Annotated in this window: 20 protein-coding genes; 7 read left to right on the plus strand and 13 right to left on the minus strand. The window is 72.3% G+C overall.

Features of this window, described 5'->3' with window-relative positions; translation table 11 throughout:
* Window positions 1-27: 27 nt before the first annotated feature.
* From AB0K28_RS27245 to AB0K28_RS27255, 3 genes are all read right to left on the minus strand, one after another.
* On the minus strand, window positions 28-1,557 hold the full coding sequence (locus tag AB0K28_RS27245; protein ID WP_364375395.1) for an alpha/beta fold hydrolase: 1,530 nt from the start codon (window positions 1,555-1,557) through the stop codon (window positions 28-30).
* A gap of 122 nt (window positions 1,558-1,679) precedes the next feature.
* Window positions 1,680-2,315 (minus strand): lipoyl(octanoyl) transferase LipB, encoded by a 636-nt coding sequence (gene lipB / locus AB0K28_RS27250; RefSeq protein WP_364375398.1) that lies wholly within the window; start codon window positions 2,313-2,315, stop codon window positions 1,680-1,682.
* A 45-nt stretch (window positions 2,316-2,360) separates the two neighbouring features.
* Window positions 2,361-2,939 carry a TetR/AcrR family transcriptional regulator gene (locus tag AB0K28_RS27255; RefSeq protein WP_345394930.1) on the minus strand — a complete coding sequence of 193 codons (579 nt, stop codon included), beginning with the start codon at window positions 2,937-2,939 and terminating at the stop codon, window positions 2,361-2,363.
* An 84-nt stretch (window positions 2,940-3,023) separates the two neighbouring features.
* On the opposite strand from AB0K28_RS27255, the gene AB0K28_RS27260 reads away from it, so the two are divergent.
* On the plus strand, window positions 3,024-4,214 hold the full coding sequence (locus AB0K28_RS27260; RefSeq protein WP_364375401.1) for an MFS transporter: 1,191 nt from the start codon (window positions 3,024-3,026) through the stop codon (window positions 4,212-4,214).
* On the opposite strand, the gene AB0K28_RS27265 is transcribed toward AB0K28_RS27260, so the two are convergent.
* From AB0K28_RS27265 to AB0K28_RS27275, 3 genes are all read right to left on the minus strand, one after another.
* Window positions 4,199-4,390 carry a PspC domain-containing protein gene (locus tag AB0K28_RS27265; RefSeq protein WP_345394922.1) on the minus strand — a complete coding sequence of 64 codons (192 nt, stop codon included), beginning with the start codon at window positions 4,388-4,390 and terminating at the stop codon, window positions 4,199-4,201. The genes AB0K28_RS27260 and AB0K28_RS27265 overlap by 16 nt on opposite strands.
* A 66-nt stretch (window positions 4,391-4,456) precedes the next feature.
* Window positions 4,457-4,966 carry an HAD domain-containing protein gene (locus AB0K28_RS27270; RefSeq protein ID WP_364375404.1) on the minus strand — a complete coding sequence of 170 codons (510 nt, stop codon included), beginning with the start codon at window positions 4,964-4,966 and terminating at the stop codon, window positions 4,457-4,459.
* Window positions 4,963-5,883: an AraC family transcriptional regulator gene (locus AB0K28_RS27275; protein WP_364375407.1), complete on the minus strand. Its 921-nt coding sequence runs from the start codon at window positions 5,881-5,883 to the stop codon at window positions 4,963-4,965. Before AB0K28_RS27275 ends, AB0K28_RS27270 begins: the two co-directional genes overlap by 4 nt.
* A 216-nt stretch (window positions 5,884-6,099) precedes the next feature.
* Between AB0K28_RS27275 and AB0K28_RS27280 the strand changes: the two genes are divergently transcribed.
* Complete coding sequence (locus AB0K28_RS27280; RefSeq protein ID WP_364375410.1) at window positions 6,100-6,930, plus strand: undecaprenyl-diphosphate phosphatase; 831 nt, start codon at window positions 6,100-6,102, stop codon at window positions 6,928-6,930.
* Here the strand turns inward: AB0K28_RS27280 and AB0K28_RS27285 are convergent.
* Together AB0K28_RS27285 and AB0K28_RS27290 are read right to left on the minus strand one after the other, a co-directional pair.
* Window positions 6,899-7,582: a hypothetical protein gene (locus AB0K28_RS27285; protein ID WP_345394914.1), complete on the minus strand. Its 684-nt coding sequence runs from the start codon at window positions 7,580-7,582 to the stop codon at window positions 6,899-6,901. The genes AB0K28_RS27280 and AB0K28_RS27285 overlap by 32 nt on opposite strands.
* Before the next feature lie 66 nt (window positions 7,583-7,648).
* Complete coding sequence (locus tag AB0K28_RS27290; RefSeq protein WP_364375413.1) at window positions 7,649-8,800, minus strand: MFS transporter; 1,152 nt, start codon at window positions 8,798-8,800, stop codon at window positions 7,649-7,651.
* A gap of 88 nt (window positions 8,801-8,888) precedes the next feature.
* Here AB0K28_RS27290 and AB0K28_RS27295 point away from each other — a divergent pair, with 88 nt between their 5' ends.
* From AB0K28_RS27295 to AB0K28_RS27305, 3 genes are read left to right on the plus strand one after another with little or no spacing between them, the layout of a single operon-like run.
* Window positions 8,889-9,272 carry a metalloregulator ArsR/SmtB family transcription factor gene (locus AB0K28_RS27295; protein WP_364375416.1) on the plus strand — a complete coding sequence of 128 codons (384 nt, stop codon included), beginning with the start codon at window positions 8,889-8,891 and terminating at the stop codon, window positions 9,270-9,272.
* Window positions 9,273-9,290: 18 nt separating this feature from the next.
* Entirely contained in the window at window positions 9,291-11,681 is a 2,391-nt protein-coding gene (gene hrpB, locus AB0K28_RS27300; protein ID WP_364375419.1) for an ATP-dependent helicase HrpB, read from the plus strand.
* Window positions 11,633-12,313: a hypothetical protein gene (locus AB0K28_RS27305; RefSeq protein WP_364375422.1), complete on the plus strand. Its 681-nt coding sequence runs from the start codon at window positions 11,633-11,635 to the stop codon at window positions 12,311-12,313. The genes hrpB and AB0K28_RS27305 overlap by 49 nt, the downstream gene beginning before the upstream one ends.
* A 3-nt stretch (window positions 12,314-12,316) precedes the next feature.
* On the opposite strand, the gene AB0K28_RS27310 is transcribed toward AB0K28_RS27305, so the two are convergent.
* Complete coding sequence (locus AB0K28_RS27310) at window positions 12,317-13,495, minus strand: pyridoxal-phosphate dependent enzyme (RefSeq protein ID WP_364375425.1); 1,179 nt, start codon at window positions 13,493-13,495, stop codon at window positions 12,317-12,319.
* A 56-nt stretch (window positions 13,496-13,551) separates the two neighbouring features.
* On the opposite strand from AB0K28_RS27310, the gene AB0K28_RS27315 reads away from it, so the two are divergent.
* Window positions 13,552-14,994 carry an amidase family protein gene (locus AB0K28_RS27315; protein ID WP_364375428.1) on the plus strand — a complete coding sequence of 481 codons (1,443 nt, stop codon included), beginning with the start codon at window positions 13,552-13,554 and terminating at the stop codon, window positions 14,992-14,994.
* A 67-nt stretch (window positions 14,995-15,061) separates the two neighbouring features.
* On the opposite strand, the gene AB0K28_RS27320 is transcribed toward AB0K28_RS27315, so the two are convergent.
* Genes AB0K28_RS27320 through deoC form a run of 4 tightly spaced genes read right to left on the minus strand, consistent with a single transcriptional unit; the run spans window position 15,062 to window position 18,441 of the window.
* Entirely contained in the window at window positions 15,062-15,907 is an 846-nt protein-coding gene (locus AB0K28_RS27320) for an aldehyde dehydrogenase family protein (RefSeq protein WP_364375430.1), read from the minus strand.
* Window positions 15,900-16,097, minus strand: coding sequence for a hypothetical protein (locus AB0K28_RS27325; protein WP_355416814.1), 198 nt, complete (start codon window positions 16,095-16,097; stop codon window positions 15,900-15,902). Before AB0K28_RS27325 ends, AB0K28_RS27320 begins: the two co-directional genes overlap by 8 nt.
* Window positions 16,087-17,508 (minus strand): aldehyde dehydrogenase family protein, encoded by a 1,422-nt coding sequence (locus AB0K28_RS27330; RefSeq protein ID WP_364375433.1) that lies wholly within the window; start codon window positions 17,506-17,508, stop codon window positions 16,087-16,089. The genes AB0K28_RS27325 and AB0K28_RS27330 overlap by 11 nt, the downstream gene beginning before the upstream one ends.
* A gap of 3 nt (window positions 17,509-17,511) precedes the next feature.
* Window positions 17,512-18,441 (minus strand): deoxyribose-phosphate aldolase, encoded by a 930-nt coding sequence (deoC, locus tag AB0K28_RS27335; protein WP_364375436.1) that lies wholly within the window; start codon window positions 18,439-18,441, stop codon window positions 17,512-17,514.
* A gap of 230 nt (window positions 18,442-18,671) precedes the next feature.
* Between deoC and AB0K28_RS27340 the strand changes: the two genes are divergently transcribed.
* Window positions 18,672-18,818: a hypothetical protein gene (locus tag AB0K28_RS27340; protein ID WP_345394884.1), complete on the plus strand. Its 147-nt coding sequence runs from the start codon at window positions 18,672-18,674 to the stop codon at window positions 18,816-18,818.
* The last annotated feature ends 51 nt before the right edge of the window (window positions 18,819-18,869 follow it).

Below are 18,869 nucleotides of genomic sequence, written 5' to 3' on the forward strand. Positions count from 1 at the left end.
GGCCCCCGGGCGTCCTGCGAACGTGCTCTAGCCGGCCCAGCTCAGCCGGTCCGTCGGCCAGGCGTGCGTGCCGGCCTTGCGCTTGAGCAGGCTCTCCTCCTCAGGCGTGCCCACCGCGCAGCGGGTGCCGTGCGCGGGCACCTTCAGCGAGATCAGGTACTCGTCGAAGATGTCCGTCTGGCACTTGTCCTTGCCGTAGATGCGGTGCCCCCACCCCTCGTACGTGAGCAGCACCGCCTTCGGGCCGAGCTGGCGGGCCGCGTTGGCCGACCAGATCCACGGCGTGGCGGGGTCGTGCAGCGAGTTGCCGAGCAGCAGAGGAGCGTCACCCGTGTACCGCAGCTTGTGGGGCTTGTTCGTCGTCGGGTAGTTCATGCAGATCGGCAGGTCGTCCACCGGGTACGGGTGGTACCGCGTGTCGGGCGCCAGCTTGCCGGAGATCGCCATGAGGGCGGCGTATTCGGCGTAGTTGCGCACCCTGAGGTTGTAGTCCTGGCACAGGATCGTGGTCGGCAGCTCGGCCACGTCGCCCTCCACGGGCCCCCGGCCCGGCAGCGGCGGCACCCAGTCGGGCTCCGGCCCGCCGTTCAGCCAGTTGATGGTCTGGCTGAGCGTCCACCAGTCGGGCCCCTCGTTGCCCAGCGCGGCGTTGTAGATGAGCTGCAGCTCCGTCATCTTGGTGCCGGTGCTCGGGTAGACCAGCTCGCCCCGCTTGGCCTTCTCCCGCAGACTCTTCCAGATCGCCCGCACGTCCTGGCCGTGCAGGACGCAACTCGGCTCCTGGTCGCACCAGCCGACGAACTGGTCGAAGGCGTCCTCGACGGCCAGCGCCTCGGTCGTCAGGAAGCCCACGACGTCGAGGCTGTGGTCCATGTTGCTGTCGAGGCCGAGCGCGCGGACGCGGTCGGGGAACAGCTCGGCGTACATCTGGCCGATCAGGGTGCCGTACGAGATGCCGTAGTAGGTGAGCTTCTCCTCACCGAGGGCGGCGCGCAGGGCGTCCATGTCGCGGGCCACGTCCACGGAGTCGACGTGGTCGTACAGGGGGCCGGTGCGCTCGCGGCAGTCCTGGTGCAGGCGCTTGGTGAAGGCGTCCCATGCCTCGAAGTCGGCCTGGCTCTTCATCACCGTGTGCGGCATCTGGTTGTAGACCGAGGCCGAGCAGATCACCGGGTGGCTGCGACCCACACCCCGAGGGTCGAAGCCGACGATGTCGAAGCGGCGCTGCAGCTCCTCGGTGTAGGAGCCGGGCGCGCCGTACACGGCCTCGACCCCCGAGCCGCCCGGGCCGCCCGGGTTGATGACCAGCGAGCCGATCCTGGCGTCGGGGTCGGTGGCCTTGCGGCGGGCGACCGCGATGTCGACGGTCGGGCCGTCAGGCTTCGACCAGTCGATCGGCACGGTGAGCGTGCCGCACTCGGCCGACGGCTCCTCCTCGCACGGAGCCCAGGTGATGGTGCGTTGCGCCTGCGGGGCCGCCGCGTTGGCGGGCGCCGCTGGCGACAATGTCGCCACCGCCACTAAGGCGGCGGCGAGCAGCGTGAACCTCTTTCGCACGATGCTCCAATCTTCTGTCGATCCCCCCGTCGGGGCGTGCGACCGAAGATGGATCATCGCTTATCTGGAGTTATGTGCGGGGAGAAATGACGATTTTTCATCCCTGAGGATGACTCGTCCCGTCAGGACGCCTCGAACGCCTCCGCCACGACCTCGCGGACCTCGTCCATGTCCGCCCTGCCCAGCTCGCGCTTGAGCGAGGTCATGTCGACGTCGGGCATCCCGCACGCGACCGCCCAGTTCCACGGCGTCAGGTCGCCGTCGACGTTGAGCGCGAACCCGTGGCTGGTGACGCCCCTGCTCTGGCGCATGCCGATCGAGATGATCTTCCGCCTGGTCTCCACCGTCCACACGCCGGTCAGCAGCTCGGAGCCCGGCGGCGTGTCACGGCGCTCGGCCGGCAGCCCCAGCTTGCCCAGCGCCTCCACCAGCCGCAGCTCGACCTCGCGGACGTAGTCGACGATGCCCTCGCCCTCGTCCAGCTTGACGATGAGGTAGCCGACGAGTTGGCCAGGACCGTGATAGGTGAGCTGGCCGCCCCGGCCGGTCTCGACCACGGGGATGCCGCGCGAGGGGTCGGGCAGGTGGGTGAGCGGGGTGCGGCGCCCGATCGTGTAGACGGACGGGTGACTCAGCAGCCAGAGCGTGTCCGGCCGCTCGTCCCGTTGGCGCTGCCCGACGAGGTCGGTCATGCGCTCCATCGCCTGGTCGTAATCGACGAGCCCATCGTGGATGAGCGTCAGCGGCCTTGCCCTCATGTTTCGAGGATATGCCCGTCCCTTGGCTGACCCCGCCGCAGGTCGTCAGCAGGCCGCGACCCACTCGTCCACCAGCGCGCAGAGCCGGTCCAGCGCGGCCTCCACCCGCTCGCGCTCGCCCGTCGTGAGGAAGTCGATCTGCAGCCCGGTGTACGCCGAGTTCGTCAGCGTCGAGATCCGCGTCGCCTCGGGCTCCGGCACCCCGCGCTCGCGCAGCAGCCCGGCCACGAACTCCGACCGGTCCGACAGCAGCCGCGGCACGTGCCCGGCCAGCTTGCCGGCCACCGCGAGCCCCTCGATCTCGTGGATGAGGCGGGCGATCGGCTGGTTGTCCTCGCGGGTCTGCCAGTCCCAGGTGCGGCGGATGATCGTGCCCACGCTGTCGGAGCCCGACCAGCCGGGCAGCCCGCGCAGCCAGTCGCGGTGGCGCTCGTCGAGCCGCTCCATGGTGGCCGACAGCAGCTCCTCCTTGTCGGCGAAGTGGTGGGTGAGCACGCGGGTGGACTTGCCGAGGTGCTGGGCCAGCGGGCGCATGGACAGCGTGGACAGGCCGTGCTCGGCCAGGTAGTCGATGATCTGGTCGAGCAGCTCGCCGCGGCGGTGCGGGTCGGCGGTCCTGGCCATGCGCGATTCCCCTTTGACGCCATTGAGGTGACGACTGTTACCCTATCGAGGAAACGACTGTTACCTTAATTCCAGGGGATACCCATGCCCATCGACGTGCGCCGGCGTGCCCGGCTGCCCACGTGGCTGCTCGCGCTGGTCTTCACCACCTTCACCTTCGCCACCGACGACTACGTGATCGCCGGCGTGCTGCCCGCGCTCTCCGCCGACCTGGGGGTGAGCGAGGCCGTGGGCGGCCAGCTCGTCACCGGCTTCTCACTGGCGTTCGCCCTGGCCGCACCCGTCGCGTCGGTGGTGACCGCCACCTGGGCGCGGCGCGGGCTGCTGACCTGGGCGCTGGCGCTGTTCGTCGTGGCCAACGCGGCGGCCGCGTTCGCCGGCTCGTACGCGCTGCTCCTCGGCCTGCGCGTGCTGGCCGCCGTCGCCGCGGCGGCGGTCGTCCCCGCCGCGTACGCGATCACCACCTCCCTCGCACCCGCCGAGCGGCAGGGCCGCTACCTCGCGCTGGTGATGGGCGGGCTGACCGCGTCGCTCACGTTCGGCGTGCCGCTCGGCACCTGGGTCGGCGGCGCCTTCGGCTGGCAGGCCACGTTCGGGTTGGGAGCTCTGCTGGGGCTCGTCGCGCTGATCGCGGTACGGGCCACGCTGCCCGAGACGCCGCCCGCGCCCGCCATGCCCATCGGGCGGCGGCTGGCCCCGCTGGCCCGCCCCCAGGTGCTGCTCGGCCTGCTCGGGATCGTCGCGATCGTGCTGGGCAGCATGATGGTGCTGAGCTATCTCGCCCCGTTCCTGCGCGACCTGGCCGGTGCCGGGCCCACTGAGCTGGGCTGGGTGTTCGTGCTGGCCGGGCTCGCCGGACTGGCCGGCGGGCAGCTGGGCGGCCGGGCCGCCGACCGCTGGGGCGCGAGCCGGGCGATGACCACCGGCGTCGCCGCCTTCGCGGCGGTGATGGCCGCCCTGACCTGCTGCCAGCTCCTCAGGCCCGTGCCGCTGCTCGCCCTGCTGCCGCTGCTGCTGCTCTGGGCGGGTGCGTCGTGGTGGATCCCGCCGCCCGCGCAGTCCCGCATGATCGCCCTCGCCGGTCCTGCGGCCCCGCAGGCGCTCGCGCTCAACAGCAGTGCCGTCTACGTGGGCGTGTCCTGCGGTGCCGCGCTCGGCGGGGTGGTGCTGGAGACGTACGGGAGCGGGTGGTTGCCGGCCGCCGCGGTCGGCGCCGAGCTGATCGCGCTCGCGCTCTTCCGTGCGGCGGACCGGGGCCGCTATGCCGCCCGGTAGCCCTTCGGCGCCTCCGGGACGAGGATCCACATGGCGACGTAGACCACCCAGAGCGGGCCGGGGATGAGCGACAGCAGCAGCCAGAGGATCCGGACGAGCGTGGGGGGCATGCCCGTCTTGTCGGCGATGCCGCCGCAGACGCCGGCCAGGATCCTGTGCTCTCGTGAGCGGTACATGTGCTGTTCCTCCGTCGTGGTTGTCGACCTACTTGAAGAACGGACGACACAGCGGCCCGACTCCCGTCAGGGACCCTGAGAAAACCCTGAGAGGGTCAGCCACTCCTGTGCCATGCCCAGATCGCGGCTGGTCAGTCCCCGCCTCGGATCGACGTGCACGAGCAGGAAATCGGTCAATCCCTGATGGACCCTGAGGTACTCCTCGTCCTCCGCGAACACCTGGTCGTCGAACCAGACGAACGGCCGCCGCCCCGCGTACGCCGCCACGTGCGGAGACTTGAACATCTCCCCGTGCTCGCTGGGCGGCACGTCGGGCGGCACGGCGATGACCGGCAGCGACGGCAGGCCGACGCGCGGCGCGATCCACTCGTTGGCGTGGTGCTCCCACGTGGTGGCCCAGACCAGCTCGGAGCCGGTGGCCAGGGCCAGCTCCAGCAGGCGGCGGCCGTGGCGCGGGTTGAGGTAGACGGTGTAGACCTCCGTGCCGATCGTGCACCGGTAGGGCCGGAAGTCGGGGCTGGGCCGGCCCATGGGGTTCAGCACGCCGTCCACGTCGAGCAGGAGCAGGGGTTTCACGTGACGGCCCCGGCCCTGTGCTGCTGGGGGCTGACCCCGCGGACCCGCTTGAACGCCGCGCTGAGCGCGAACGGGCTGGAGTAGCCGACCTTCCTCGCCACCGAGCCGATCGTGGCGTCGGGCTCGCGCAGCAGGTCGGCGGCCAGAGCCAGCCGCCAGTCGGTGAGGAACGCCATCGGCGGCTCGCCCACCAGGTCGGTGAAGCGCCGCGCCAGCGAGGCCCGCGACACCCCCACCTCCGCCGCCAGCGCGGCGACCGTCCACGGGTGCGCCGGGTTGTTGTGCAGCATGCGCATCGCCTTGCCGACGATCGGGTCGCTCATCGCGCGATACCAGCCCGGCGCCTCGTTCGCCGCGAAGTGGGCCCGCAGCACCGCGATGAGCAGCAGGTCGAGCAGCCGGTCGAGAACGGCCTCCTGGCCGGGCTCGTCCTTGACGATCTCGGCGCTCATCAGCCCGATGAGCGGCCCGCCTGGCTCCACGATCAGCCGGGGCAGCGCGTCGAGCAGCCGCCTGCTGACCTCGCCCTCCAGGTTGTAGGTGCCGGTGAGCAGCACGGTGCCGCCGCCGGGGTCGTTGCCCCACGTACGGACGCCGAGGTCCATCGCCTGGTAGACGGACTCGCCGTCGAGGGTGGTGCAGCGCTGGCCGGGGTGGATGACGACCTGCGGCCTGGTCGCCGGGTCGTCGGCCACCGTGTACGGCTCGGGCCCCCGGACGATCGCCACCCGCCCCGGCTCGACGCGTACGGGCTCGCCACCGTCGACCGTGATCCACGACTCGCCCCGCACCTGCGCCACCACCGACAGCGGAGCCTCGTCCTGGATGCGCAGGGACCACGGCGGATCGAGGATCGAGCGGAGGAGAAAGGCGCCGTGCGCTCTGGGCCCGTCGAGCAGCGCCGCGAGCTGATCCATGGGTGAGACGATGGCACATGGGATTGCCCTGCTCAACCGGCGGGGCACTCCGCCCTACGAAGGGGCGAACAACCGGCCAATTCTTCATGAACAGGACGCATCTACCTCGCTACGACGCGCGATCACAGCAGCTCAACGCCTTACGAGAGCAATCGCTTGACCTTCGATTCCGCTAGCCTCACCCTCACACTCGCTGCGTCCACGGAAGGTGTCGTCGTGATCGGCTGGCTAGAAGCGGTGGTTCTGGGGTTGGTCCAGGGGCTCACGGAGTTCCTGCCGATCTCCTCCAGCGCCCACATCCGGGTGGTGTCCGCTTTCGCCCAGTGGCCGGACCCGGGGGCGGCGTTCACGGCGGTCATCCAGCTCGGCACCGAGGCCGCCGTGCTCATCTACTTCCGTCAGGAGATCTGGGAGATCATCTCCACCTGGACGCGCTCGCTGTTCGTCAAGGAGCTGCGCGGCCACTGGGCGGCCCGCATGGGCTGGTACGTCATCGTCGGCACCCTGCCCATCGCCATACTCGGCCTGGCGCTGAAGGACCAGATCGAGACCTCGTTCCGTGACCTGCGCCTGGTCGGCACCACGCTCATCGTCTTCGCCGTCGTCCTGTGGTTCGCCGACCACACGGCGCGCAACAAGCTGACGCTGGAGAAGCACCTCAGCTTCACCCACGCGATCATCTACGGCTTCGCCCAGTCGCTCGCCCTGGTCCCCGGCGTGTCCCGCTCGGGCGGCACCGTGACGGCCGGCCTGCTGCTCGACTACCGCCGCGAGGACGCGGCGAAATACTCGTTCCTGCTGGCCATCCCGGCCGTGCTGGCCTCGGGGGTGCTGGAGCTGGCCGAGATCGGCGAGGGCCCGGCCCCCGACTGGGGCCCCACCATCCTGGCCACGGTCATCTCGTTCCTCGTCGGCTACGCGGCGGTGGCCTGGTTCCTGCGCTACATCAGCACCCACCGCTTCACCGGCTTCGTCATCTACCGCATCGCGCTCGGCTTCTTCGTCATCCTGGCCGTCACACTGGGCTGGATTCCCGCTCAGGGCTGAGCCGGTAGTAGGCCGCCCACTCGTCGTCGCCCATGCGCAGCACCTTCAGGCCCAGGAAGCCGAGGGCGACGGCGGGGGCGGCCCACAGGGGCACGGTCAGCGGCCCGTACGACACCAGGAAGCCGCCGAGATACCCGGCCGCCACCAGCACCGGCACCCACCACCCCGCGAACCCGGCCCGCCACACCGCCACCGTCAGCAGCGGCAGCCCGACGAAGCCGAGGAACATCCACGGGAGCTGGAAGCCGAACGTCACGCCCGGCAGGTCCATCATCTCGTCGAGGATGCGCTGCGCCTCCTCGGGTGAGTGGTGACGCCCGAGCCACCACTCGACGGGGTCGACGATCAGCAGCCCCGACAGCTGCAGGTAGCCGATCACCGCCAGCGCCCCGCCGACGTGCCCGAGCCGGGTGGCCCGGCGCCTGGTCAGGTGCGTCAGGCCGATGACCGCGACCACCATGAGCATCCAGCTCCAGTGGTAGAGCACGGACTGCGCCTGGGCCAGCGCGGGGTTCGCGCCGAAGCTGACGGCTTCGCGCTCGTCGCCCCAGGTCCCTGGATCGACGGCGACGGCGACGGCCTGGAGCAGTGGCGCCACGATGAGCAGCACGCCCGCCGCGACGCGGCGGAAGGTCACCTGGTCTCTGAGCATGCCGCCGACCGTAGGCGGGCGGGTGGCCGCCGGTCGTCCGCCCGGCGGGTGACCGGGCGTCCGCCGTCAGGAGGAGGCGGGCGCGGGCTCGGCCGCCAGGATCCTCGCCGGCCGGTACGTCACGAGCGTGAAGATCAGCGCCACCAGGCCGAGCCCGGCCGACAGCACGACCACGCCCGTCCTCCCGTAGGTCTCCAGCGCCGCCCCGCCGGCCAGCCCCGCCACCACCAGCCCGAGGTACTGCGCCGACGACAGCAGCCCCAGCCCGATCGAGACGTTGCCCGGCACCGCCGTGACCGTCCTGAACTGCTGTGCGGGAGCGATCATCCAGCCGATCGCGCCCCACAGGAAGCCCCACACGAGGGCGGCGGGCAGCGCCAGGTTCGCCACCGGGATCAGGGCCACGAACACCACGGCCATGGCCAGGCCGCCGATGATCATGCTGCGGGGGCCGTACGCGTCGGTGAGCCGCCCGCCCAGCAGGTTGCCCACGATGCCGCCCAGCCCCCACGCCCACAGCAGCGCGGCCAGCGGCAGGTCGAACAGCGAGCCGATGTAGGTGTAGGCGGTGAACCCGGCGGCGAAGAGCAGCAGCTGCGTCACCATCACCGCGGGCACCCGCCGGTCGCGCAGCGGCTCGAACCGCTCGCGCAGCCGTCCCGACGCCGGCAGCCGCAGCTCCGGCACCAGCGTCGCCACCCCGGCGAGGCCGAGCACGCCGAGCCCGGCGACCAGCCAGAGCGTGGCCCGCCAGCTCACGGCCTCGCCCAGCCACGTGCCGAGCGGCACCCCGATGGCCGACGACACGCTCAGCCCGCCCATCACGAGTGCCAGTGCGCGCCCGCGCCGCTCGGGGGCGCTCAGCGCGTTGGCCACGGCCGAGGACGTCGGCGTGAACATCGCCGCACCCGCCGCCGCCACCACGCGGGTGATGAGCACCAGCGCGTACGTCGGGGCCAGCGCGGTCAGCACGTTGCCCGCCACGAACACGACCATGGCGAGCAGCAGCAGGGTCCTGCGGGACATGCGGGCGGTGAGGGCGGCGAGCACGGGGGAGAGCACGGCGTACGCGAGGGCGAACACCGTCATCAGCTGGCCCGCGGCCGGCCGGGACACTCCCAGGTCGGCGGAGATGGGTGCCAGCAGACCGGCGGTGACGAACGTACCGGTACCGATCGCGAAATTTCCGGCGGCCAGCGGATAGAGCCGCGAGCGCATGTGGGCCTCCCCGAAAAAGTTGGATGCCCATCAAACTGACGTATAGTTGGATTGTTGTCAAACCATGGGACGGAGGTAGGGTTTCCCCATGCGCCTGCTCCCGCAACCCGCCACGGAGAACATCCAGCTCACCGAGGTCCTGCGGGCGCTCAGCGACCCCGTGCGCCTGGAGATCGTCGCCCGCCTGGCCGCCGCCGGGCAGATGAACTGCACGGTCGCCGGCGACGCCCTCGGCGTGCACAAGTCGACCGCCTCACACCACTACCGCATCCTCCGCGAGGCCGGCGTGGTGCGAACGGAGCAGGACGGCCGCCTGAAATACATGAGCCTGCGCCACGAGGACCTGGAATCCCGCTTCCCCGGCCTCCTGCCGGCCATCCTCACCGCCACCACCCTCCACCGCGCCCCCACCACGTCCGAAAGCACGGTGAGCGCCACCGCAAGTGCGCGCGCCTCCGCCGGGTCCCGCTGACGAGCAGAGTCGCCGCCTGTGCCTGAGACCGACCTGCCCATCAGGGGCGTGCTGCCCGAGCTGCTCGCCGTGCTCGAACGCCACGGCAGCGCGGTGCTGACCGCGCCGCCCGGCACCGGCAAGACGACCGTGGTGCCGCCGGCGCTGGCCGAGGCGGGCCTGCGGGTGCTGGTGGCCGAGCCGCGCCGCCTGGCCGTACGCGCGGCGGCCCGCCGCATGGGCGTGAGCTACACGATCAGGGGCGAACGCCACAAAGGCGCCAACCCCATGGTCGAGGTCGTCACCACCGGCGTCCTGCTCCAGCGCCTCCAGCGGGACCAGGAGCTGACCGGCGTGGACGCGGTCATCCTCGACGAGTGCCACGAACGCCACCTCGACGCCGACACCGCGCTCGCGTTCCTCCTCGACGTACGCGACACGCTCCGGCCCGACCTGCGCCTGCTGGCCACGTCCGCGACCGCCGACGCCGAACCGTGGGCGCGGCTGATCGGCGGCCCGGTGGTGGCCGCCACCGGCGCCACCCACCCCGTGGAGACGATCTGGGCCCCTCCGCCGCGCCCGGTCGCCCCGCCCCACGGCCTGCGCGTCGACCCCGCGCTGCTCAACCACGTGGCCTCGGTCGTCCGCAGAGCCCTCGCGGAACGGGACGGCGACGTGCTGTGCTTCCTGCCCGGCGTCGCCGAGATCGCCAGGGTGGCCGGGCAGCTGGCGGGCGACGTGGACCAGGTCCTCCAAGTACACGGCCAGGCCCCGGCCCACGTCCAGGACGCCGTCCTGACCCCCGGAGCGGGCCGCCGCGTGGTGCTGGCCACGTCGGTGGCAGAGTCGAGCCTGACCGTCCCCGGCGTACGCGTGGTGGTGGACTCCGGGCTGGCGCGCGAGCCGCGTACCGACCATTCCCGCGGCCTGGGCTCCCTCACCACGGTCAGAGCCTCGAAGGCGGCGGCCACCCAGCGAGCGGGCCGGGCGGGCCGCGAGGCCCCCGGCACGGTCTACCGCTGCTGGACGGAGGCCGACCACGCCCGCCTGGCCGACCACCCCCGCCCGGAGATCGCCCTGGCCGACCTGACGGCCTTCACCCTGCAGGCCGCCTGCTGGGGCGCCCCCGACGCCAAGGCCCTCGCCCTCCTGGACCCGCCCCCGCCCGCGGCCCTCACCGCCGCCACCGAGACCCTCACCATGCTCGGCGCCCTCGAACCCGGCAAAGCGGGCCTGCGAGTGACCGAGCGGGGGCGGCGGATGGCCCTGGCCGGCGTCCACCCACGCCTGGCCCGCGCCCTCCTCGACCTCGGCCAGGAAGCCGCCGAGGTGGTCGCCCTGCTCTCGGAACAACTCCCCCGCGACGCGTCGGACGACCTGGTGCACGTCTGGCGCACCACCCGCCGCGCCAACACCCCCTTCGCCACCCGCTGGAAGCAGGAAACCCGCCGCCTCCACCGCTCCTCCACCCCTTCCGCGAGGAGGTCCGAGGATGAGGTGGCGGGGTTGGCGGTGGCGTTGGCGTTTCCTGAGCGGGTGGCGCGGCGGCGGGGTGGGGGGTACCTCATGGTGTCGGGGACCCAGGCCCAGCTGCCCGAGGGTTCGCGGCTGGGGAGCGCCGAGTGGCTGGCGATCGCGGTCGCCGACCGTCCGGCAGGGGCGGCGTCGGCCCGCATCAGGCAGGCCGTGGCGATCGACGAGGCCACCGCCCGCATGGCCGTGGGAACGACGGTCGAGGACGAGGTCGCCTGGAAGGTCCCGCCGGGCGAGCGCCGCGGCGACGTGTCGGCCCGCCGCGTGGAGCGGATGGGTGCGATCGAGCTGACCGCCACCCCGCTCAAGGACGCCGACGTACGGGAGGCCATCCTGTACGGCCTGCGCACCGAAGACGTCCTCACCTGGACGAAGGCCGCCAAAGACCTCAGAGACCGCCTGACCTTCTGCCATCGGGCCCTGGGCGCCCCCTGGCCACCGACCGGCGACATGAAGGATCTCATCGACCTGGCCGACCAGTGGCTGGAGCCCGAGCTGTCCCGCGCCCGCCGCCGCGCCGACCTGGAACGCATCGACGTGGCGAGCGCACTCAAACGCCTCATCCCGTGGAGCGAACGCCTGGACCGGACTGCTCCCGAACGCATCGAGGTCCCCACCGGCTCCAAGATCCGCATTGACTACTCGGGCGAGCAGCCGGTGCTGGCGGTGAAGCTGCAGGAGCTGTTCGGCTGGCAGGAGACCCCGCGGATCGCCGGGGTGCCGGTCCTCGTGCACCTGCTCTCCCCCGCGGGCCGCCCGCTGGCGGTGACGGCGGACCTGGCGTCGTTCTGGCGTGAGGGCTACCGGCACGTACGGGCGGAAATGCGCGGTCGTTACCCTAAGCACCCATGGCCGGAAGACCCCCTCACCGCTCAGCCGACGCGCCGCACGAAGTGATCGCGGCGGCCCGCGACAACGCCGCCTGGTGTGACCTGATGTGCCGCGCGCACGGCAGGCCCGGCATGTTCGCCGGCGTGGCGTGGACGAACCCCGTCCGCACCCCGCCCTTCTACCCCGACGCGGTCACGCTCTCCCCGCTCGCCACGGCCACCGACGTGCTGCCCCACATCGACGCCGGCTCCGGCGCCTCGGTCAAGGACAGCTTCGCCACGCTCGACCTGCCGGGCTTCGAGGTCCTGTTCGAGGCGCACTGGATCCACCGCCCGGCCCCCGGCCCGGCGGAGACGACCTGGCAGGTGGTGGAGGACGCCGCCACACTCGCCGCCTGGGCGAGCGCCTGCGACCTCACCGACCTGTTCACCCCGGCCCTCCTCGAAGAGCCGGGGGCCACGATCGTGTACGCCCGCACCGGCGACGCCGTCACCGAGGGCGCGGTCCTCACCTCGACCGGCCCGGTGGTGGGCGTCTCGAACGTGTTCGGCCCGAGCTCGGCCTGGGAGGGCGTGACGGCCATGGCCGCCCACCTGTTCCCCGGCCGCCCGCTGGCCGGCTACGAGATCGACCCCTCAGACGCCCTCACCCACGGCTTCACCACCACCGGCCCCCTCCGGGTCTGGCACAAACCGTGAAGCTCAGGGGATGAGGTCCTCCAAGGTCGGCTCTTCGAGGGCGGGGTGGCGTTCGGTGGCCACGCCGACGTCCTTGAAGCCGCTGGAGGTCGCGATGCACACCACGGGGCCGTCGAAGTCGCGGCGCAGGCGGCGGTAGCCGGCGAGGCCGGCGGCTCCGGAGAGCTCCTGCCACAGGCCGGCACGGGCCAGATCCCGCTGGGCGAGGCGGAGGTCCTCGTCGGTGACCAGGACCGGGTCGCCGCCGCTGTCGCGGACGGCCGCCACGCCCCGGTGCCCGCCGACGGAGCAGGCCACCCCGTACGCGTCCGTCGGCCCCAGCCCGACGACGGCCGCGGGGGCGCCGGTGGCCAGGGCCTTGGCGTGCGGCCCGCCGGCGGCCGTCTCGCAGGAGAACATCCGCGGCGTCCGGTCGGCGACCCCCAGCAGCCGCAGCTCGGCGAACCCCTTCCACACGCCGTACAGCAGCTCGGCGTAGCCGGTGGGCGTGAAGACGGCGGCAGGGACGGTGCCGAGCTGCAGGAACAGCTCGTACGCGATCGTCTTGTAGCCCTCGGGCCCGAACGGATGCCCGGTGTGCGTAGCGGTCTGGTTGCTGACGGGGTGGTAGCCCAGCTCGTCCACGACCTGCCGGAGCAGCGGCCAGCGCGCCTCGACCGGCACGGAGACGACCTTGGCGCCGTACGACCGCACGAACGCCTGCACGGCGGGCGGCGAGTCGGCGGAGGCCAGCACGATCGCGGGCAGCCCGGCCCTGGCCGCGTAGGCGGCGGCGGAGGCGCCGTGGTTGCCGGAGGAGGCGACGACCACGCCCGGCGCCCCGGACGCCACGGCGGCGCTGACGGCGACCCGGTTGAGCCGGTCTTTGTGCGACCAGGTCGGGTTGCGCGACTCGTCCTTGATGTGCACGTCACCGAACGTGATCAGCGGCGTGCCGCCCTCGCCCAGCGTGGGCGCGTCGAGCGGCGGCAGCAGCGGCGACCAGCGCGCGATGTCGGGGCCAGGCGGCCCGGTGAACAGGTCTCTGTCGACCTTCGCGTAGTCGTAGACCACCTCCAGCGGGTAGGCCAGCTCGGCGGTGCTGGTCTTGGGGCAGCCGCGCGTCAGCGGCGGGAACAGCGGGAACTCGGCCGAGAGGTCGCCCAGGGAGCGCTGGCGGAGGGCAAGCGAAGGTCCGTTCACGTGCAAGGACCCTACCGATCCTCGCAACGATCAGTGAAAAGCTGCACACTCTAACCATGGTGTGGGCAGGAAAGTCCGCCATCGAGATCGCGGCGGCCGTCAGGAGCGGTGACGTCAAGGCCACGACCGTGGTGGAGGAGCACCTCCACGTCATCGCGCGGCGCGATCCTGGCATCGGGGCGTTCCGGCTGGTCAGGGAGCAGGCCGTGGACGAGGCCCGGGCCCTGCAGAAGCGGCGCGACCTGGCCGACCTGCCGCTGGCGGGGGTGCCGGTGGCGGTCAAGGACAACCTGGAGGTCGCGGGCGAGGCCACCAGGGGCGGCTCGGCGGCGACGTCCGAGGCCCCCGCGCCGCACGATCACGAGACGGTGGCGCGGCTGCGGGCGGCGGGCGCGCTGATCGTCGGGCTGACGAACCTGCCGGAGCTGGGGCTGGTGGCGTTCGGCGACAGCGCGTACGGCATCGTCCGCAACCCCTGGAACCCCGAACGCACGGCCGGCGGCTCCTCCTCGGGCAGCGCGGCGGCGGTGGCGGCCGGCATGGTGCCGATCGCGCTCGGCAACGACGGCATGGGCTCGTTACGCATCCCCGCGGCCTGCTGCGGCGTGCTGGCGATCAAGCCGGGTCTCGGCCTGGTGCCGCCGCCGGTGAACGACTGGGACCACCTGACCGAGAACGGCCCGATCGCGCGGACCGCCGCCGACCTGGCGCTCGCGCTGTCCGTGCTGGCCGCCGATCCGGCGCTGGCCGAGGCGTGGCGTGCCGGGCGTCGCGTGGAGCCGCCGCCGCGCATGCTGCGCTCGGTCTGGGCGGACGACGACGAGGTGTGGGAGCCGCAGCCGCCGCCCGACAGCCCTGAGCCGTTCGATCTGCGGGTGGCGTACGCGCCGCAGCCGCTGCCGCCGGGGCTGCGGGTGGACGCGGAGTTCAAGGCGGCGGTACGCGGCGCCGCCGAGACGTTGCGGGTTTCCGGGCACACGGTGGTGGAGCACGAACGGTCGCTGCCCGCCTGGCTGGGGCCGAGCACGATCGCGACCTGGCTGGTCAGGGCCGCCGAGGCGGTCGAAGGGCTGGACCGGCAGCGGCTCGAACGGCGTACCAAGGGGCTGGCCAGGACGGGCCGGGTGCTCGCGGCGCTCAAGCTGGACGGCGTGCGCGGCCGGGAGCGCTGGAGCGGCTACGGCGCCGACCAGTGGTTCGGCCGGGCCGACGCGCTCGTCACACCGGCGCTGGCCGGCATCCCGCCCAAGGCGGAACGGTGGGGCGAGCGCGGTTTCCTGCGCAACGCCCTCACCAACGTCGCCTACGCGCCCGCCACCGGGCCGTGGAACATGTGCGGCTGGCCCGCCGTCGCCGTGCCGCTGGCCACCCATTCGAGCGGCCTGCCGATCGCCGTGCAGATCGTCGCCCCACCGGGCGGCGAGCCCCACCTCCTGGGACTGGCCGCCCAGCTCCAGGCCGCACACCCAACGCTCAGCCCACCGGGCTTCGCCCGCTAGGAGCGCACAGGCAGCGGACGGCCCGCGCGGCCCTCAACGGCCGGATGGGCGGCCCGCCGCGTGAGCGTCAGATGCCGACGGGGTGCCAGACGGTCTTGGTCTCCAGGAAGCGGGTCATACGCCCGATCCCGGGGTCGGCCGTCCAGTCCTCCTGGACCGGCCGCGAGACCCGCTTGAGGTTCTCGGCGGCCGCCTGCTCGCAGCTCAGCGCCAGCTCGGCGTCGGAGACGCCGGTCAGGTCGAGCCCGTTGACGTCCATGTGGGCGGACAGCCAGGGGGCGAGCTCGGCGCGCTGCCCGGTGAGGATGTTCACCACGCCGCCGGGCAGGTCGGACGTGGCGAGCACCTCGGCCAGGGTGATCGCCGCCAGCGGGGACGGCTCGGACGCCACCACGACGCAGGTGTTGCCGGTCACGATCACCGGCGCGACCACCGACACCAGGCCGAGCAGCGGGTCGTCGGGCGCCACCACGGCGACGACGCCGGTCGGCTCGGGGGTGGACAGGTTGAAGTAGGGGCCGGCGACGGGGTTGGCGCCGCCGTGCACGGAGGCGATCTTGTCGGACCAGCCCGCGTACCAGACGAGCCGGTCGATCGTCGCGTCGACCTGCTCCAGCGCCGCCCGCTTGGTGCCGCCCAGCTCGTCGGCGAACTGCGCGCGCCGCCCTTCGAGCATCTCGGCGACGCGGTAGAGGATCTGCCCCCTGTTGTACGCCGTCGCCCCCGACCAGCCGGGGAACGCCTTGCGGGCGGCCACCACGGCGTCGCGGGCGTCCTTGCGCGAGGCCCGCGAGGCGTTGGCGAGGAAGTCGCCCTTGGCCGAGGTCACCGGGTAGGACCTCCCACTCTCGGAGCGCGGGAAGGCCCCGCCGATGTACAGCTTGTAGGTCTTTCTGACGGACAACCTACTCATCGCCCCGACCCCTCCACGTGGACTCCTGCGACATCTGGACCGGCACGAAGACCTGGCCGCACCGGCTGACGCCGCAGCGGTGGGCGTACCAGCCGGTGCGTACGGGCCGCCCGGCCCTGGCGTAGGCGTGCCCCCTGGTGGCCTGGGCGCGCAGCTTCCTGCGGCGGGGCCTGCGGTACTCACACGTCAAGGTAGGCCTCCAGCCCGTGGCGTCCGCCCTCGCGGCCGTAGCCCGACTCCTTGTAGCCGCCGAAGGGCGAGGTGGGGTCGAACTTGTTGAAGGTGTTGGCCCACACCACGCCGGCGCGCAGCCGGTCGGCCATCCACAGGATGCGCGAGCCCTTCTCGGTCCAGACGCCGGCCGACAGCCCGTACGGGGTGTTGTTGGCCTTCTCGACGGCCTCGGCCGGGGTGCGGAAGGTCAGCACGGACAGCACGGGCCCGAAGATCTCCTCCCTGGCGATGCTGTGGGACTGCGCGACCCCGGTGAACAGCGTCGGCGGGAACCAGTAGCCGCGCTCGGGCAGCTCGCAGGCGGGCGACCAGCGCTCGGCGCCCTCCGTCTCGCCCAGGTCGCTGAGCTGCCGGATCTTGGCGAGCTGGTCGGCGGAGTTGATGGCGCCGATGTCGGTGTTCTTGTCGAGCGGGTCGCCGAGCCGCAGCGTGCCGAGCCGGCGCTTGAGCGCGGCCAGCAGCTCCTCCTGGACGGACTCCTGCACCAGCAGCCGCGACCCGGCGCAGCAGACGTGGCCCTGGTTGAAGAAGATGCCGTTGACGATGCCCTCGACGGCCTGGTCGATGGCGGCGTCGTCGAACACGATGTTGGCGGCCTTGCCGCCCAGCTCCAGCGTCAGCTTCTTGCCGGTGTCCGCGACCGTGCGGGCGATGATCCGGCCGACCTCGGTGGAGCCGGTGAAGGCGACCTTGTCGACGTCGGGGTGCGCGACCACGGCGGCGCCGGTCTCGCCCGCGCCGGTGACGATGTTCACCACGCCGGGCGGCAGGTCGGCCTGGCGGCAGATGTCGGCGAACGCGAGCGCGGTCAGCGGCGTGGTCTCGGCCGGCTTGAGCACGACCGTGTTGCCGCAGGCCAGCGCGGGGGCGATCTTCCAGGCCAGCATGAGCAGCGGGAAGTTCCAGGGGATGACCTGGCCGGCCACGCCGAGCGGCTTGGGCGTGCCGAACCCGGCGTACTCCAGCTTGTCGGCCCAGCCCGCGTAGTAGAAGAAGTGGGCCGCGACCAGCGGCAGGTCCACGTCGCGCGACTCGCGGACGGGCTTGCCGTTGTCGAGCGTCTCCAGCACGGCCAGCTCTCTGGCCCGCTCCTGGATGATCCGCGCGATGCGGAAGAGGTATTTGGCCCGCTCGGCGCCCGGCAGGGCGCTCCACACGCCGAACGCCTTGCGCGCCGCCTGCACGGCGCGGTCGACGTCGTCGGACGAGGCGGTGGCGACCTCGGCCAGCGTCTCCTCGGTGGCGGGGTTGACGGTCTTGAACGAGGGCCCTGAGCCGTCGACGAACTCGCCGTCGATGAACAGCCCGTAGGAGGACTTCAGATCGACGACGTCGCGCGACTCGGGTGCCGGTGCATATTCGAACATCGTCTAGTCCTGGGTGAAGTAGTCGGGGCCCGCGTAGCGGCCGGTGGCGAGCTTCTCGCGCTGCATGAGCAGGTCGTTGAGGAGCGAGGAGGCGCCCAGCCTGAACCAGTCGGGGGTCAGCCAGTCGTCGCCGGCGGTCTCGTTGACCAGCACGAGGTTCTTGATGGCGTCCTTCGACGTGCGGATGCCGCCCGCGGGCTTCACGCCCACCTGGCGGCCGGTGGCCTCGCGGAAGTCGCGTACGGCCTCCAGCATGATGAGCGTCACCGGCGGCGTGGCGGCCGGCGACACCTTGCCGGTGGAGGTCTTGATGAAGTCGGCGCCCGCCAGCATCGCCAGCCAGGACGCCCGCCGCACGTTGTCGTAGGTGGACAGCTCGCCGGTCTCGAGGATCACCTTGAGGTGGGCGGCGCCGCAGGCCTCCTTCACGGCGACGATCTGCTCGTAGACCTTCATGTACTGGCCGGACAGGAACGCGCCGCGGTCGATCACCATGTCGATCTCGTCGGCGCCGGCGGCCACGGCGAGCCTGGTGTCGCTCACCTTGACCTCCAGCGAGGTGCGCCCGCTGGGGAACGCGGTGGCGACGGAGGCGACCTTGACGCCGCTGCCCTTGAGCGCCTCGGCCGCGACGGCGACGAGGTCGGGGTAGACGCAGACGGCCGCGACGGAGGGGGCGTCGCCGCCGGGGCGCACGGCCTTGGCGCACAGCGCGCGCACCTTGCCGGCCGTGTCGGCCCCTTCGAGTGTGGTCAGGTCGACCATGGAGATGGCGAGGTCGATGGCCTGCGCCTTGGCCGTGGTCTTGATCGATCGGGTGCCGAGCATCGCCGCCCGCTGGTCGGCGCCGACCCGGTCGACGCCGGGCAGGCCGTGCAGGAATGCTCGCAGCGCCGCGTCGGACGAGGCGACGCCGGCAAGCGAGGTAGTCACAGTTGACACCTAGACAGCATCGCCGACCAGGGCCGCCTCCTCCAAACCGGATCACCTTAGGGCACGCCGGGCCTGGTCCTAGGGATGCGGGGAGGTCTGAGGCGGCCGGGCTAGGTATGCCGGAGGCGGCGCGACGGGAGAGATAGGGCATCCACCTGATGTGCGGGGCCGGGCCTTAGCCCGAATCTTGAAGATGTCAGCAAGAAGCACGACATTTCAGGAGATTCTCGATGCATCCCGAGATCGAGTTCGAGTACATGAAGAGCCAGGCCCGCGAGCTGCGTGCGGCCGCCGCCGAGCACCGCCTCGCCCGTGACGCCGAGCGGCACAACAAGTCCGAGCGCCGCTCGCTCTTCGGCCGCCGCCGTCACGCATGACCGCCGCACGAGAGCCCGGCCACCCACTGCCACGTGGCCGGGCCTCCCAGC

Source organism: Nonomuraea sp. NPDC049504 (genome assembly GCF_040676845.1).
Classification (GTDB): domain Bacteria; phylum Actinomycetota; class Actinomycetes; order Streptosporangiales; family Streptosporangiaceae; genus Nonomuraea; species Nonomuraea salmonea.

Coding starts and splice junctions, on each gene's coding strand:
- lipB (WP_364375398.1), bottom strand. CDS start 2,315: ATGAGGGCAAGGCCGCTGACGCTCATCCACGATGGGCTCGTCGATTAC.
- AB0K28_RS27255 (WP_345394930.1), bottom strand. CDS start 2,939: ATGGCCAGGACCGCCGACCCGCACCGCCGCGGCGAGCTGCTCGACCAG.
- AB0K28_RS27260 (WP_364375401.1), top strand. CDS start 3,024: ATGCCCATCGACGTGCGCCGGCGTGCCCGGCTGCCCACGTGGCTGCTC.
- AB0K28_RS27265 (WP_345394922.1), bottom strand. CDS start 4,390: ATGTACCGCTCACGAGAGCACAGGATCCTGGCCGGCGTCTGCGGCGGC.
- AB0K28_RS27275 (WP_364375407.1), bottom strand. CDS start 5,883: ATGGATCAGCTCGCGGCGCTGCTCGACGGGCCCAGAGCGCACGGCGCC.
- AB0K28_RS27285 (WP_345394914.1), bottom strand. CDS start 7,582: ATGCTCAGAGACCAGGTGACCTTCCGCCGCGTCGCGGCGGGCGTGCTG.
- AB0K28_RS27290 (WP_364375413.1), bottom strand. CDS start 8,800: ATGCGCTCGCGGCTCTATCCGCTGGCCGCCGGAAATTTCGCGATCGGT.
- AB0K28_RS27295 (WP_364375416.1), top strand. CDS start 8,889: ATGCGCCTGCTCCCGCAACCCGCCACGGAGAACATCCAGCTCACCGAG.
- AB0K28_RS27305 (WP_364375422.1), top strand. CDS start 11,633: ATGGCCGGAAGACCCCCTCACCGCTCAGCCGACGCGCCGCACGAAGTG.
- AB0K28_RS27315 (WP_364375428.1), top strand. CDS start 13,552: ATGGTGTGGGCAGGAAAGTCCGCCATCGAGATCGCGGCGGCCGTCAGG.
- AB0K28_RS27320 (WP_364375430.1), bottom strand. CDS start 15,907: ATGAGTAGGTTGTCCGTCAGAAAGACCTACAAGCTGTACATCGGCGGG.
- AB0K28_RS27330 (WP_364375433.1), bottom strand. CDS start 17,508: ATGTTCGAATATGCACCGGCACCCGAGTCGCGCGACGTCGTCGATCTG.
- AB0K28_RS27340 (WP_345394884.1), top strand. CDS start 18,672: ATGCATCCCGAGATCGAGTTCGAGTACATGAAGAGCCAGGCCCGCGAG.